This window comes from Marivita sp. S0852 (assembly GCF_046591575.1).
GTDB lineage: Bacteria > Pseudomonadota > Alphaproteobacteria > Rhodobacterales > Rhodobacteraceae > Marivita.
In genome coordinates this window covers 45,340-60,742 of record NZ_JBIQWA010000013.1, presented here as the reverse complement: position 1 = coordinate 60,742, position 15,403 = coordinate 45,340, and the positions used below count along the sequence as shown (strand labels likewise).

General features: G+C 56.5%; 13 protein-coding genes and 2 pseudogenes. 4 read left to right on the top strand and 11 right to left on the bottom strand.

Annotated elements, in window-relative coordinates:
- The coding region (locus tag ACG74X_RS19400; RefSeq protein WP_411236981.1) for a GlxA family transcriptional regulator at positions 1–1,000 on the top strand (1,000 nt) is incomplete at its 5' end.
- An 11-nt stretch (positions 1,001–1,011) separates the two neighbouring features.
- On the opposite strand, the gene ACG74X_RS19395 is transcribed toward ACG74X_RS19400, so the two are convergent.
- The 5 genes and pseudogenes from ACG74X_RS19395 to ACG74X_RS19375 all read right to left on the bottom strand — a co-directional run bounded on the left by ACG74X_RS19395 (position 1,012) and on the right by ACG74X_RS19375 (position 5,125).
- Complete coding sequence (locus tag ACG74X_RS19395) at positions 1,012–2,133, bottom strand: ABC transporter ATP-binding protein (protein WP_411236980.1); 1,122 nt, start codon at positions 2,131–2,133, stop codon at positions 1,012–1,014.
- Positions 2,130–2,927 (bottom strand): ABC transporter permease, encoded by a 798-nt coding sequence (locus ACG74X_RS19390; protein WP_411236979.1) that lies wholly within the window; start codon positions 2,925–2,927, stop codon positions 2,130–2,132. Before ACG74X_RS19390 ends, ACG74X_RS19395 begins: the two co-directional genes overlap by 4 nt.
- A 1-nt stretch (position 2,928) precedes the next feature.
- Positions 2,929–3,562: pseudogene (locus tag ACG74X_RS19385) on the bottom strand (ABC transporter permease).
- Positions 3,563–3,624: 62 nt separating this feature from the next.
- Positions 3,625–4,629: pseudogene (locus ACG74X_RS19380) on the bottom strand (spermidine/putrescine ABC transporter substrate-binding protein); the annotation flags it as partial.
- Positions 4,595–5,125, bottom strand: a complete 531-nt coding sequence (locus ACG74X_RS19375; protein WP_411236984.1) for a creatininase — start codon at positions 5,123–5,125, stop codon at positions 4,595–4,597. The pseudogene ACG74X_RS19380 and the gene ACG74X_RS19375, both read right to left, overlap by 35 nt.
- 122 nt (positions 5,126–5,247) lie before the next feature.
- Between ACG74X_RS19375 and ACG74X_RS19370 the strand changes: the two genes are divergently transcribed.
- Both ACG74X_RS19370 and ACG74X_RS19365 read left to right on the top strand, forming a co-directional pair.
- Complete coding sequence (locus ACG74X_RS19370; RefSeq protein WP_411236978.1) at positions 5,248–6,141, top strand: LysR substrate-binding domain-containing protein; 894 nt, start codon at positions 5,248–5,250, stop codon at positions 6,139–6,141.
- Positions 6,142–6,253: 112 nt separating this feature from the next.
- Positions 6,254–7,465, top strand: coding sequence for a M24 family metallopeptidase (locus ACG74X_RS19365; protein WP_411236977.1), 1,212 nt, complete (start codon positions 6,254–6,256; stop codon positions 7,463–7,465).
- 84 nt (positions 7,466–7,549) lie between these two features.
- Here the strand turns inward: ACG74X_RS19365 and ACG74X_RS19360 are convergent, their stop codons facing one another.
- The 6 genes from ACG74X_RS19360 to ACG74X_RS19335 form a co-directional block, all read right to left on the bottom strand.
- Positions 7,550–9,136, bottom strand: a complete 1,587-nt coding sequence (locus ACG74X_RS19360; protein WP_411236976.1) for an ABC transporter permease — start codon at positions 9,134–9,136, stop codon at positions 7,550–7,552.
- A complete protein-coding gene (locus ACG74X_RS19355) occupies positions 9,129–10,166 on the bottom strand; it encodes a quaternary amine ABC transporter ATP-binding protein (RefSeq protein WP_411236975.1) in 1,038 nt (345 codons plus the stop codon). The genes ACG74X_RS19360 and ACG74X_RS19355 overlap by 8 nt, the downstream gene beginning before the upstream one ends.
- Before the next feature lie 101 nt (positions 10,167–10,267).
- The gene (locus ACG74X_RS19350; RefSeq protein ID WP_411236974.1) at positions 10,268–11,230 is read right to left on the bottom strand and encodes a glycine betaine ABC transporter substrate-binding protein; all 963 of its coding nucleotides are present in this window, start codon (positions 11,228–11,230) and stop codon (positions 10,268–10,270) included.
- 85 nt (positions 11,231–11,315) lie between these two features.
- The gene (locus ACG74X_RS19345) at positions 11,316–12,008 is read right to left on the bottom strand and encodes an aspartate/glutamate racemase family protein (protein WP_411236983.1); all 693 of its coding nucleotides are present in this window, start codon (positions 12,006–12,008) and stop codon (positions 11,316–11,318) included.
- Entirely contained in the window at positions 12,008–13,252 is a 1,245-nt protein-coding gene (locus tag ACG74X_RS19340; RefSeq protein WP_411236973.1) for a DegT/DnrJ/EryC1/StrS family aminotransferase, read from the bottom strand. The genes ACG74X_RS19345 and ACG74X_RS19340 overlap by 1 nt, the downstream gene beginning before the upstream one ends.
- Positions 13,218–14,249, bottom strand: a complete 1,032-nt coding sequence (locus ACG74X_RS19335; protein WP_411236972.1) for a D-cysteine desulfhydrase — start codon at positions 14,247–14,249, stop codon at positions 13,218–13,220. The genes ACG74X_RS19340 and ACG74X_RS19335 overlap by 35 nt, the downstream gene beginning before the upstream one ends.
- A 105-nt stretch (positions 14,250–14,354) precedes the next feature.
- Here ACG74X_RS19335 and ACG74X_RS19330 point away from each other — a divergent pair, with 105 nt between their 5' ends.
- Positions 14,355–15,248, top strand: coding sequence for a LysR family transcriptional regulator (locus tag ACG74X_RS19330; protein ID WP_411236971.1), 894 nt, complete (start codon positions 14,355–14,357; stop codon positions 15,246–15,248).
- Positions 15,249–15,403: the final 155 nt, after the last annotated feature.

Below are 15,403 nucleotides of genomic sequence, written 5' to 3'. Positions count from 1 at the left end.
CAACCACAAACCACGCCTCCGCGTCGGGTTCATCCTCACCAAAAAGTTCACCCTATGCGCATTCGCCAACTTCCTAGACGTCCTAAGACTCGCTTCAGACGAAGGCGACAGATCAAGACCTATACTGTGCAAATGGAAGGTCATCTCGGCCAACATGAACACGGTGACCTCTTCGAGCGGGGTTGGCGTTCAGCCCGAAGAGCGGCTTGGGGAGCCGACACGCTTTGACTATATTGTCGTGGTCGGCGGTCTGATGGGCGAATTGGAACAGCTGGCACCGGAATACATCGCTTTCCTGCACCGCGCGGCCGATGCCGGAATTCCACTGGTGGGTGTCTGTACCGGGTCTTTTGTGCTGCACAGTGCGGGGCTTTTGAACGGGTACAAATGCTGTGTCAGCTGGTTTCACCACAATGATTTTCTGGAACAGTTCGACGGCATCGCGCCCGTCTCGGATCAGATTTTTGTTGTGGATCGGGATCGGCTGACCTGTTCGGGGGGCACCAGCTCTGCCCATCTGGCGGCGTTTCTGGTGGATCGTCATATCGGCCGCGCCGCAGCGCGCAAAAGCCTGTCGATCATGATGATCGACGAGGCGATGGAGGCAGACCGACCGCAACCCGGTATGCCATTGGAGCTGACCACCGACGACAAAGTGGTGCGGCGCGCGTTGTTGCTGTTGCAGCAAGCGCTGGAATCGCCGCCATCCACTGCGGAACTGGCGGCACGGTTAAAGATCAGCCCAAGAACTCTGGAACGGCGCTTTGCCACTGCGTTGAACATCACACCCTTTGAAGCGGGCAAAAAGATCCGGCTGGCGCAGGCAGAGCGCCTGTTGCAGCGCACCGATCAAAGCATCACCCAAATCGCGCAGGACACCGGCTTTGCAGATGTGTCGCATTTTATCCGCGTTTTCAAAACCACATACGGGATCACGCCGGAAACCTGGCGGGGCCAATGGGCCGCCGCGACCGATATACCAAACGGCAAACCGGCCTAGCCGATCCCGGATCAGATGTTTTCACCCGGCAAGACGTGGCAGCTTTCGGCGGCCCAATGCACGACAACTTTGGAACCCGCATGAAGGTTCAGCAGGGACAATTCGTCATGGGTTTTCTGAACTTTGATTTCCTGCCCGGTTTCTGTCTCAAGAAAGACCATCGCGGTGCCGCCGATGAATTCTTCACCGGCCACGCTTGCGCTGATCCCCGGCTGACCGCTGTCAGGTAGGCTCAGCTGCATGTTTTCGGCGCTGACGATAAAGGTGACCGGTTGACCCTGCGTGGCATCCGCCAGCTCGCTTTTGGGCAGAACCGTTTCGCCGCCCTCATATGTGACATGCCAGCCTTCGGCACCAGCCGGACCTTTGACCACACCGTCAAAGATATTGGCCGAACCAAGGAATTCGGCGACAAAGCGGTTATACGGTTCGCGGTAGATTTCTTCGGGTGTGCCGATCTGTTCGATCTGGCCTCGGCTCATGATGACCACGCGATCCGCCATGGAAAAGGCTTCGGACATGGAATGGGTCACATAGACAAAGGTGATCCCCAGATCCTTTTGCAGATTTGACAGAACCGATTGCATCCGCACCTTAAGATGCGCATCAAGGGCCGAAAGCGGTTCGTCCAGCAGCAGGATCTTTGGCTCGGTCACCAGCGCGCGTGCCAGCGCGACACGCTGTTTTTGTCCGCCCGACAGTTGATTGATATTGCGATTTGCAAATTCGGTGATCTGCATCTTTTCGAGCCATTTTTCGGCCCGCTGACGCCGCTCTTCCTTGCCAACTCCGCGCATCTTCAGCGCAAATTCGACGTTTTCCTGCACCGTCAGAAACGGAAACAGCGCCAAAGACTGCCAGACCATCGGTGTATCGCGATCCCAGGTGGCCTTGCCGTTTACCTTTTCGCCGTCCAGATAAATCGCGCCTTCGGTGGGGTCTTCCAACCCGGCCAACATGCGCAGTGTCGTGGTCTTGCCACAGCCGGACGATCCCATGATCGCCATGAACTCTCCGCGGCCAATCTCGAAATCGGCTTTCTTGACCGCGGTGAAATCACCGAACTTCTTGACGACGTTGTCAAACTTCACAATCGCTTCTGACTGCTGTTCCATGTGTGCGTTCGCTTTCATTTCGTTTTGTCCTCTGGGCTACGCAGCAACAGCTGGGCCAGGATGATCAGTGTCATTGAGCTGAGGAAGGCGAGTGAGCCGATGGCGTTGATGCGAGGGCTGACCTGACCTTGAAGGAAGCCAAGGATTTTCACAGGCAAGGTTTCGTTAAGACCTGATACAAACCACGCAACCGCAAATTCATCGAAGGACACCGCCATGGTGATAAACAGTGCCGCAAAGATCGCGGGCTTGGCGAAGGGGATGATGACATAGCGCAGCGTCTGCCACTGGTTGCCCCCCATGTTCCAGGATGCCGCTTCAAGATCAGGGTCCATCTGCGACAAACGCAGCCGGATGATCGCCATCGCAAAGGGGCTACACATCACCCCATGCGCGATAATGACGGAAATGGTTGTGCCCGACAGGTTCACGCGGCTGAGGAAGGCCAGCATCGCCAAACCCATGATCACGACCGGAATGGTCGGCGGCAACAGGGCCAATGCGACATAAAAGGATTTGCCGGTAAAGTTATAGCGGAAATCCGTGTAGGCGCCGCCAAAGCCCAGGATCGTCGCAATCACAGCTACGGTAAGACCCACAACAACCGTATTGGCAAAGCCCTGCCAGACCAGCGGATCTTCCCAGATCAGGCGATACCATTCGGTTGAAAACTCACCCAATGGCAGCGATGGAAATCGGTCAGAATTGAGCGAGAACACAAAGCTTCCGGCAATCGGGGCAAAGATGAACAGCAGGCAAAGCGCAATGTGCAGTTTGAGCAGCAGGTTGATGATCCGATTTTCGTTCCCCATCTTACTTTCCCCGCTCTTTATAGGCATAGGTGATTGCCGCGAAGGCCGCCGTCAGCAACGTGATGATCATCATGATCGCAACAACCGCGGCACGGGGCCATTGCTGACCGGATTTGGTAAAGTCGGTGATCATGATCGACAATGTCGGAGGGTTGCCACCGCCCAGATAAAGCGGGCTGACGAAATCGCCGAAACTCAGGATAAAGGCAAACAGCGCCGCGATCACCAGGCCCACCTTGGCCGAGGGCACGATCACCGCAAACACGGTTCGCAACCGGCCACAGCGCAGGTTGTGCGCGGCCTCGATCAAATCGCGATTGACGAAATTCAGGCTAAAGGTCTGCAGCAGAATGACCAAAGGCAGTGTCAGCGTGACCATGCCCACGATAATGCCGAAGGCATTGTTCAACATCGGAAACGGCCCAAGCCCCAGATACCCGAATGCCGCGTGTCAGAACCCGTTCCCAGTTTCCAAAGTTCAGATCGGGCGTCATCTGAAAATTGCGCACCGTCCAGAAACTGATCGCGACCAGAAACAGCAGCGGAAACAGAAAGAACGTCAATTGCCAAAGAAGAAGCGGCAAAGACAAGATCAAAGAAAAAAGTGAGGGTCGCTTGGTCATATCAGATCCCATAGCTTTGCAATCGGGATGCACATCGGGGCACGTCTAAAGGCGCGCCCCGATACACGCGCGCTTTATGCGCCTTTGTAATCGGACCAGAAGTCGTTCCAGTCTTCGAGGCTCTGCTGAATGGGCAGCTGGCGATACTGGATCAGACCTTCGCGGATCATGTCCATCGCGTTGCGCTCACCCAGAACCATGTTCTGACGCTTGGCTTCTGCCGGGTTGGTGTCGTTAAGGACTCTCCAGCCTGCTTCCGATGGCACCATGGCCGGATAGGCCGCCATGTCTGCGGATTTCGCCTGACCTTCTGGCGACGTAATATACTGAATCCACTTTTTCGCCATTTCAGGGTTACGCGACCCTTTCCCGATCGAGAAGCTTTCCGTCCACTGCAACCCGCCTTCCTTGGGAATGACGCTGCGCACCGGGCTGCCGTTCTTTTCAAGCGTACCGGTGATCCAGTCGCCGATCCCGGCGAAGGCCAGCATCTGACCGTTATCCAGCGACGAGAAGGTGCCACCGTAATCAAAGAAACCGCCTGCCTGACGACGCAGGCCCATCGTGTGCTCTTGGACCTTTTCCCAAGCGGCCTCGTCAATGTCGTAAGGCGACGCGTTTCCGACATGCAGGCTCATCTGACCAAGGTTCGGCAGGTGCCAGTCAAAATGACCCAGCTTGCCCGTCAGCCGGTCATCTGCATACAGATCATAGCTCGACGCTTCTTCTTCGGTAAAGGTATCGGTGTTGTACGCCACCCCAAGGAAGCCAAAGCGCGTGATCACCGAAAACAGCTTGTCATCCTGCCAATGGCCCGGGAATTTCTGGAATTCGGGGAAAAAGTCGTCAAAGGCGTAATCAGCCGGATCAAGCTCTTCGATGAACCCGGCCGCGTTCAGCTGCTGAACATACTCCCCATCCGACAGGATCACATCAAACGTGCCACGCGGCGATTGGGCGATCAGCCCCAGCATGTTGTCGCCGCCGGTATAATATTTCGGCACGAACTTGACGTTGTTAGCTTCTTCAAACTCACCAACGATATCAGGCTCTGCATGGCCGTACCACGCCATGTTCGATGTCCCATCCAAGAAACCCGTTCGGATACAGTTTTTCAATCGACGCCTGATCGACGAAATCCCAATAGGATAAAACCACGATCTTGACGTCATGAATATTGGCCCAGCCCAATTCCCGCAACGCCAGATCAATGGCTTCGGTGATGAACCATGAATTTTCGAAATGCCCGTTCACGATACACAGGTTGCGCGCCCCGTGACGCACAAATTCCTTGACCACATCTTTGAGCGCATTGACCAGGCTGGCCCCATCAAGGCTGGTGGTTCCGGGGAAAAAGTTGCCGCCACCGGATTTCTGGTGCGACTTGTATCCATAGGTAAACGGCGGCGCGACAAGGCCTCCAACCTGCTCGGCGGCGCGCCGTGCGAATTCCGTCGGCAAAAGCACATCCACATGCATCGGCATGTGATGGCCATGCTGCTCCATAGACCCAAGCGGGATCAGGATCGGAACATCACCACCACTGACCAGACGTTCATAATCCGGCCATGGCATTTCTGCGGCGAACACAGTTGGTTTCGTCATAATCTCCCCCCGTTTTGAATTCTCAGAACCTAGAGCAGCTTGTCACATGCAGGAAATTCATAGTAACAATGGTTGGATAAGGAATATTAATGATGCGTCAGTTTACCAACCTCCAGACCGACCTTCTGCGCACCTTTGTGACGATTGTCGATCTGCGCAATTATACCGAAACCGGAACAGTGCTGGGGCGCACGCAACCCGCGATTTCATTGCAGGTCAAACGGCTTGAAGAACTGGCAGGCGCCAAACTTTTGATCCACAAGGGAAAACAAATAGAACTGACGCCCGATGGTCAGGCGCTTCTGGGCTATGCCAGAGAGATCCTGCGCCTCAATGACCGCGCCGTTGCAAACCTTCAGCGGGCCAGGATTCTGGGCACCCTGCGGGTCGGCTTGCCCATCGACTATTCGATCGAACATCTGCAACGGATCATCGCCGAATTTTCCCGAAAAAATCCGCAGGTGACTTTGGATATTCGCTGCAATCACAGCCAACATCTGCTGTCCTCGCTGCACAAAGACGAGCTGGATTTTGCGATTGCCATCACCGATTCCATGCCCGCGCCTTATGTCTCGATCTATTGGTCCGAACGGCCCATGTGGACATGCGCCCGCGACTACAAGGTCGATCCGGACACGCCCGTCAAACTCGTGGCCCACCCGGATGGATGCCATTACCGCAAACGCATGATCGAAGCGCTGGATGCCGAGGGGCGCGATTGGCACATATCATTTGAAAGCCCCGGCATTTCGGCGCTGCAAAAAGCGGTGTTGGATGGCATGGGCGTCACCGCGCTGACCAACAAGACATTGCAACCGGGCATGCGCTTGCTTGGTGTCGAGGATCGGTTTTCCGACCTGCCCAACATTCACATCGGGCTGTTCTACAAACATGTGAAAATGTCCGACGCTGCCCTGATGCTGATTGAACAAGTCACCGAGGGCGTGAAAGCCTTTGGCACACCGACCCAGGCTCGCAAAGCATAGCCGCGATGCATGCATTAGATAAACTTATCAACTGATCACTTCTATTAATTTATGTCTATATCAGCCACCTGCTAACCATTCGCACCACAGACGGTGACAAGGACGAGTGCGAATGGACGATATGCTTCACGTCATGGAGTGGCACAATGGCGAAAAGGAATTCTCGCCGTTTTCAGACTCTGAAATGGCCCGCCGCCAGAACGAATTGCGCGAATGGATGGGCCAGAATGACGTCGATGCGTCGCTCTTCACCTCGTGTCACTGCATCAATTATTATAGCGGCTGGCTTTACTGCCACGTCGGCCGCAAATACGGCATGGTCATCGACCAGAAAACCGCCACGACCATCTCGGCCGGTATCGACGGCGGTCAACCGTGGCGGCGCAGCTTTGGCAACAACATCACCTACACCGATTGGCACCACGATAATTTCTACTGCGCGGTCCAGCAACTGACCCAAGGTGCCAAACGGGTCGGTGTCGAATTCGATCACATGTCACTGGAGTGTCGCGCACTGATCCAGGACGCCCTGCCCGGTGTAGAACTGGTCGATGTGGGCCAGCCCGCCATGTGGATGCGGACGCTGAAATCCGACGAGGAAATCACGCTGATCAAAGAAGGCGCGCGCGTATGCGACGTGGGCGCTTGGGCTGTGGCGGATGCGATCAAGGCTGGTGTCGCCGAACACGAGGTCGCCATCGCCGGGACCAATGCCATGATCCGCGAAATCGCCAAATCCTTTCCGTTTGTCGAACTGATGGACACCTGGACGTGGTTTCAATCCGGAATCAACACCGACGGAGCGCACAACCCCGTCACCAACAAAATCGTCCAATCCGGCGATATCCTGAGCCTCAACACCTTTCCGATGATCTTTGGCTATTACACCGCGTTGGAACGCACCTTGTTTTGCGACCATGTCGATGATGCAAGCCTTGATATCTGGGAAAAGAACATCAAGATCCGTGAACGGGGCCTAGAATTGATCAAACCGGGCGCTCGCTGCACGGATATCGCGATCGAGCTGAACGACTTGTATCGCGAATGGGATTTGCTCAAATATCGCTCTTTTCGATATGGCCCGTCCTTTGGCGTGCTCAGCCATTATTACGGCCACGAAGCCGGTGTTGAACGGCGTGAAGATATCGACACAGAGTTGAAACCGGGCATGGTTGTCTCGATAGAGCCAATGGTCATGATCCCCGAAGGCCAGCCCGGCGCGGGTGGCTACCGCGAACATGACCTTCTGGTGGTCGGCGAAGACACGGTCGAAAACATCACCGGCTTTCCAATTGGCCCCGACCATAACGTCATCACATCCTGACAGCAGAGCAGTTGCATGGCGCGCAAGATCCCCCGGCGCACGGATCTTGCACTGGGGACTGTCGATTTTGGGCCTTAATAGACCCTATTTTTGATCCGCCCGCTTGAACGCACCCTGCACGATACGATCCATCACCATGGCAAGAAACAGGATCGCAAAACCACCCAAAAGCCCCGGACCCTTGGCCGCAAATTGCAGCGCTTCCAGAATTTCCTGACCCAGACCACCCCCGCCAATAAGCGAGATAATCACCACCATCGACAGGCACATCAGGATCGTCTGGTTGACCCCGGTCATGATCGACGGCAACGCCAGGGGGATTTCCACATCCTTCAGCAACTGCCATTTGGAGGCCCCAAAGGCGACGGCAGCCTCCTTGATGCTCTCTGGCACGCCCCGCATCCCCAACGCCGTCAAACGGATGACAGGCGGCATGCCAAAGATGATTGTTGCCAGAATACCGGGCGGATTGCCGGTACCGAAAAACGCGATGATCGGGATCAGATAGACAAAGGCAGGCAGCGTCTGCATCAAATCAAGCACCGGTTCCGCCATACGGTACGCCCGTTGTGATTTGCCAAACCAGATGCCCAGCGGAATGCCGATGATGACACACAAGAGCACCGCCGCCCCCACAAGGGCCACCGTCTCCATCGCCAGCGCCCAATAGCCCAACAGCGCGGTATAGGCCATCGCCGCCACGGTAAAGATCGCCACCCGAGGCCCCGCCGCACGATAGGCGGTCACCGCAATCACCAGCATGACCACCGGCCAAGGCGACCCGTTCAATGCCAGCGTCAGCGCGTCCAGAACCGTCCGCACACCCAGAACAATGCCGTCAAAGACATCTCCTCCCGCAGTCGCCGCCGCATCAATCCGCGCCTCCATCCAGGACGCGACCGCACCGAAAAGCGTACCGCCCCCCTCGCCCAGCAGCATTTCAGACACTTGGCGTTCCGGAAACTCCTCCAGCAACGGCAAAGACGTGCTGACCGTGAACTTGTAGACAATCAACGGCGCAATCGCAGCAGTCAGCAGGCCGCCCAGGATCATGTTGTGTTTTGATCGCCCGCTCTCGATGCTATCGGGATCAATCCGCCAGCGTGAATACTGTTTTTCATAAGCGATATTTGCGTAAATCCCTTGAACCAGCTTGAACAGCACCAGCAACACCAGTCCCGTCAGCAAAATGCCCATCCCCTCGGCCTGCGCCGCTTCGGCACGTTCCAGGTTCTGATCAATCGCACGCTGCATGTTACCGGCCAGGGTTTCGAACCGTTGCCGCGTGTCCTCATCCGCGGCCGCCGCCGCCTGATCCAGCCGTTCCTGCATCCGTGCCCGTTGCTGATCCGCGCGGGCCAGAAAATCGGCACCCAGATTGCCCCAAAGCCCGCGCCCGATCTGCACCCAGGCGATGATCTCCAGGATCAGAAACGCCCAGAACATGCCCCATATCGCCCGAGACGAGGCCCAAAGCGGCCCAAGCACCGCGGCCCAGATGTTGAATGTCTTGGGAATAACCCCGGTATTGTCGTGAATTTTGTGGAATGTCTCGACATAATACTCGCCGTTCGGTCCGGCGAATTGCTTAATCGACCGGTCCAACGCATCGCGGTCCACCTCGATATCCGAGGCCGCCGTGACCTTCATGTCTGTGGTTGCGTCACTCATCTTTGCCCCCCTGAATGCCGCGCAACAGCCGTGGTTTGGTGACGATCCCGATCTCTGCCCCGTCTTGCGTGATAACCACCGGCAGATCCGTGCCAACGGCAAGGTCAATCAACTGATCCAGATCGGCGCTTTCATCCGCCCGCGGTGCCCCATCAAGAGACCCGCTGTGGCTCTCCATTGGCTCCATGATGGAATGCGCCTTGACCAGCTTCAGCTTGGAAATCCCCTGCACGAATTCCCGCACATAATCGTCCGCCGGGTTCATCACGATGTCCTCTGGCGTGCCGATCTGCACAATCACCCCGTCTTTCATGATCGCAATGCGATGGCCGATCCGGATCGCCTCGTCCAGATCATGGGTGATGAAGAGCGTGGTCTTCTTAAGCTGCGCCACCAGCGCCTTGAACTGGTCCTGCAATTGCAAGCGGATCAACGGATCAAGCGCCGAAAACGGCTCGTCCATCAACAGGATCTCGGGATCGGACGCCAAGGCGCGCGCAATGCCGACACGCTGCTGCATCCCGCCCGACAATTCGCGCGGCAGACGGTCTTCATAGCCGACAAGATCCACCAGACCCAACGCATGTTCCGAAATCGCCCAGCGTTTGGATTTTGCCACTTTGCGAATTTCCAAGGGATAGGCGACATTGTCCCGCACCGACCTGTGCGGCAACAACGCCATATGCTGAAACACCATCCCGATCTGCTGCGCGCGGATGCGGCGCAATTCGCTGGCCGAGATGGCAGACACGTCCTGCCCTAGAATCTCGATCTTGCCTGCGGTTGGTTCAATCAAACGGTTGATATGGCGCACCAGTGTCGATTTACCGGAACCGGACAATCCCATGATACAGAAAATCTCGCCGCGCGAGACTTCGAAACTGGCGTTCTGCACGCCGACCACACAACTGTATTTTTCCAAAACCTGCGGTTTGGTCAGACCTTCGTCAAGCACCGCTTTCATCGCGGCATCGCTGCGATCACCAAAAATCTTCCAGACGTTCTGAAGTTTGACGACAGGGTCGTCCATTGGCCTCTCCCACTGAACTTAAGGGGTGGTCACCCGCCATGGCCCATGACGGATATGAAAAGGGCCGCTTTTGATGACAAGCGGCCCTGACCCTCTGAGGCTTAGTTGGTCAGCCAGTTGATGACCGTGTCTTCATTGGCGGCGACCCATTCTCTGGCATAATCCGCCGCCTCCTGACCATCAATCGCAAGCGCCTTGCCCATCGCGCTCAGCGATTCACCGTCCATCTGATAATTGCGGAACAGCGCTGCGACCTCGGGATAGGTTTCTTCCAGCTCTTTTGCGTAATGCAGATGCAGCGTTGCCCCGTTCCAGGCGGTCGATGCTTCGGATTTCTCAAGCCAATCGGGGTCATCTGTCGGCTGAATGATATTCCATGTTGCCGGATCATGCGCAGGCTCTTCCAGAACGTACAAATCCTGCGTCACAAAGATGTAATGCGGACTGTAACAAAAGCCGAGCCACGGCTCACCCGCCGTCGCCGCATTGGCCAGATTGGCATAGGCGATGGTTTCCTCATACTCGGTCAATTCGAACATCTGGTCATATCCGTATGACTTGGCCCGGATCTTTTCGACAACAGTCGAGGCCCAACCCGGTGCCCCGACCCAGACTTCGGGTGTGCCATTCCCGTCTGTGTCAAAGATACCGATCTTGTCAGGATCGGTCAGATCATCAATTGACCGGATGTCGTATTCTTCCGCAATCGCGGTCGGCACGCACATCCCCTGAGACGCCTGAACAGGGTTTTCATTCATCACGACAGTGCCGTTTTCCTTGACATAGGTGTCATGCAGGTTCTGCTGGTTCGGCATCCACACTTCGGGATGCACATGCATGGACCCGCTGTCCATGGCTTCGAACACGATGGGGTTTGTCCCGTTCTGAAGCTCGACATCAAGGCCAAGATTGTCTTCGATCACAACTTCCAGAACATGCGCCGTCGCGTTCACCGAGGCCCAGTTCGGCACGCCAATCACAATGTCGGCGGCCTGCGCCGATGTGGTGGCCCCAAGGGCAACGATGGCTGATGTCGTCAGCGCTTTTGTCTTGGTCAGTTTCATGAGGAGTGTCCTTTCCCTATTGGACTTGGTTTTTTCAAAGAGACGCGGCCTTTTGCTCTTTTGTGTCTCTCCGCGTTACATCGGATCATGCCCGATCCGTTGTAGAAAATTGCACCGTCGCGTTCACCAGAACATCCAGCGCATCAAACATGTTTACCTTAGCGGTTATTTCGCGGGCCAAAAGCGAAAATTCAGTGCAACAGATACATATCACGTCGGCACCATCCTCAACCATCTGGGCGGCCACGTCGCTTAGCGTATGGGCTGCAAATTCCGAAGGCCCCTGCGCTTTGATCGCGCGGATTGTCGCCAAAACGCGCCGGTCGTCTTGGCCATAGACCGGTGCCAGGCCTTTTGCCGCAAGCGCGGCCTCAAACACTCCCACCTGGCGCAAGGCCGGTGATCCAAGCAGCCCAACCTTACCACCGGGCGCAGTCTGTGCCGCCTCGGCGCACGACAGTGTTACCATGTTCAGAAACGGCGCGTCGGTCGCGCGTTCGACATGCTCGGCATAATAGTGGGCCGTGTTACACGGCATGACAAGCGCTTGGGCCCCTGCCCCAACCAGACCCTGCGCCATCTGCACAAGCACCGGGGCGGGGTCGTCTCCTGTGCCCTCGATAATCGCCTTGATTCGTGACGGCACTTGCGTGTTGTTATCAACAATCAGCGGAACATGATCCGCGTCATCGCGCGCAGGAACGGCGTTAACCACGCGCTGCATAAAATAAATCGTGGCTTCTGGCCCCATACCACCCAGAACACCCACTATGCGCATCACGCCGCCCCCTGCCGGGTCACATCAGCAATCACATGCACGATGATGTCGGCAACCTGTGCGCAATCCTCCAGACTGAATGTCAATGGAATGCGCATATCAATGAGTCCGGCAAGAATAGAGTCTGTTATCGGCAAATCCTGCGGCGAGATATATCGCCAGCTTTGGTGGTTCGAAGTAAACCCAACCGGCTGGTCCGCGCCGAACCACTTTAGCTCGACCCCTAACCTCTTGGCCTGCGTGACCACCTGCATCATCATATCCGGCGTCGCATCCGGCATCAGGAACTGAAACGATGACCCCACATAGCGCTCTTGTACCGGACGCTGCGGAACATACACACCGCGCACCCCGCGCAGGCGGTCCGCCACAAGATCGTGGCGCGCGTTCCAGCGGTCAATATTCGTCTCTAAACCGCCTAATTGGGTCAAAAGGATCGACGCGCGCAGATTGTCCAATCGTCCCGACATGTTCGGCGTCTCAAGCTTGATATCGCGAAACACATCCGGTGCCGGTGCCGCCCCGTGCCGGTCAAACAGCATATACGACCCCGAAAGCATAATCGCCCGCGCCATAAACTCCGGATCATCCGAGGTCAGAAGCCCCCCTTCCCCGCTGTTCATGTGCTTGTAAGTCTGGGTCGAAAAACATCCCGCAAGGCCAAAACTGCCCGATTTAGTGCCGTTCCAGGACGCGCCCATCGTATGTGCGCAATCCTCGATCAGCGGCACATTGTAACGCTCCAAAAGCGCCACAAGCGCCTCCATATCGCACAGATGCCCGCGCATATTCGACACCAGCACCACCTTGGGTGACATCGTTTGGATCTTGCGTTCAAGATCACCCTGGTCGATGACCAGATCAGAGGTGATCTCGACCAACCCAACCTCGGCCCCCACCGCCGCAATCGCGCCCGGCACAGGCGCAAGCGTAAACCCGTTTGTCAGAACAACGTCCCCTGCCCCGACACCCAAGGCGCGCAATGCGGTTGCCATGGCATAGCCGCCAGAGGTGCAGGCAAGACAATATGCCGACCCCTGATACGCCGCATAGGCCGCCTCAAGCTCGGCCACAGCGCCCAGTTCTTCACCAACCGTATTGTACCGGTGCAGCCGCCCCGATTTCAGCACCTCGACAGCCGCCGCTATCGCATCTTCGGCGATGGGTTCTTGCTGGGTAAAACTTCCGGTAAACGGCTGCATCAAGAGCCTATTCCGCAGCACTTGCCGGTGCGGGCGCGTCATAATCAAACGCTGCCGTGTAGCCAAACAAGGCCACACCGCCGCCCGTATGCAGGAAGACGATGTTCTCATCGCCCTCGAACGCGCCTTTTTTCACAAGATCAATCAAACCGGCAGCCCCTTTGCCCGAATAAACCGGATCAAGCAGAATCCCCTCAAGCCGGGCGAACATCTCGATCGCGGCCAATCCTTCTTTTGTCGGGATGCCATAGCCGTCGCCCACGTAATCGGTGTTCGCCTCTACATCCTCACGCGACACAACACCGGGGCAGCCCAGCTTTTCGGCTGTCTTTACCGCCAGATTATAGACGTTCTCTTCCTGCTTTGGCTTGGGCGCACGCACACCGATGCCCAGCAGCGGGATATTCGCGTTTATCGCCTTTAGACCTACAACCAGACCCGCCTGTGTTCCTGCACTTCCCGTCGCGTGGATTAGACGGTCAATCCGCAGGCCCATATTATTGGCCTGGGTCACCAATTCCATCGCCGCATTTGCATAGCCCAACGCGCCCGTCGGGTTGGAACCGCCACCGGGGATGGTGTATACATTGCGCCCCTCAGCGCGGAACTTTTCCGCAACCGTTTCCATTTCGGCATTCATATCAAGCCCGCTGCCGGGGCGCTTTTCTGCCGTTGCCCCGTGCAGGAAATCCAGAAACACATTGCCGTTCAGATTGTAGTTGGGATCGTTCGATCCGGTGCGGTCCTCCAAAAGGATATGGCAGGCAATCCCCAGCTTGGCGGCACAGGCCGCTGTTTGACGTGCGTGGTTGGATTGGGTCGCGCCCTGCGTGATGACCAGATCGGCCCCCTGCTCCACCGCTTCTGCCATCAAAAACTCAAGCTTGCGCGTCTTGTTACCGCCAGTGGACATCCCGGTGCAGTCATCGCGTTTGATCCAGATCCGCGGGCCGCCCAGCTCTTTTGACAACCGATCCATCGGCTCCAGCGCGGTGGGAAGATGGGCAAGGTTAACGCGAGGGAATCGGGAGAAATGCATCAGACATCCTTTCAAGACGGTTGCGCGGACAGTTATGCATGTTTTACCGCTCGTCAAATAGAAAATCGGCTGTTATTATGCGTCAATTGCATAAAGATGGTCAGAATGCGCATAGATTGGATTGAAGACCTTATTGCTTTGCTGGACAGCGGCGGCGTCGCGGATGCCGCGCGCCTGCGCAATGTAACACAACCTGCCTTCTCTCGCAGGATCAAGGTTCTGGAAGACGTTTTAGGCATCGAACTCATTGATCGCAGTGTCAAACCCAGCGGGCCGTCCGCCATCCTTCATGATCACGAATCGGCGCTGCGCAAACTCGCCAGAGAACAGCGGCTGCTGCTGTCCGAGATGCGACAGGAACAAAGCACCGGCGTTCGGCAGCTGATTATTGCCAGCCAGCACGCCATCACCACGTCAATGGGCGCAAAGATCATCACCGCCCTAGCCGAATCCAGCCACACCCATATCCGCCTGCGGTCCGCCAACAGGGACGAATGCGAAACGCTTTTGATCCGGCGACAAGTGGCGATATCCCTGACCTATCGGATCAGGTCAGAACCCGTTTCAGACCCGCCATCTTTCCTGATCGAAGCGCAGATCGGCTCTGAACTGCTGATCCCGGTTTGCGCCGCATCCCACAGGCGCGATCTGATGAAACAGTTTCACAATGGCGCACTGCGCATCATCGGATATCCCGCCGAAGTGTTTCTGGGCGCTGCCATCGCGCGGCATATATTGCCCACCCTTGATCCCCGATGCAGCATCAGTGTCGTGACGGAAACCGGCCTGTCGACAGCCGCCTTGCAGCTGTCTCAATCGGGTCTTGGCGTCGCTTGGGTGCCAGAGGCATTGGCCCGCCCTGCCCTTTCACGCGGGGATCTTTGCAATCTTAACACAGAGCTGGGCAGTCTTGAGATGGATCTTGTGGCGCATCGCTGGGCCGCAACATCAAACGCCGCGACGCTGGACGCCTGGGAAAATCTGACCGCAGCGCTCTGACTTCGGCAAACGCATCACATTTTGCCATTATTACGCTGACCTCTGAAAATGTGGGGCAAAAAGGAAAACGGCCGCTGATTTGGCGGCCGTTTGATGGTTACCCATGGGTAACTGTGCTTAAAAATTAGGCAGGGTTACCCGTGGGTAACCGCCCT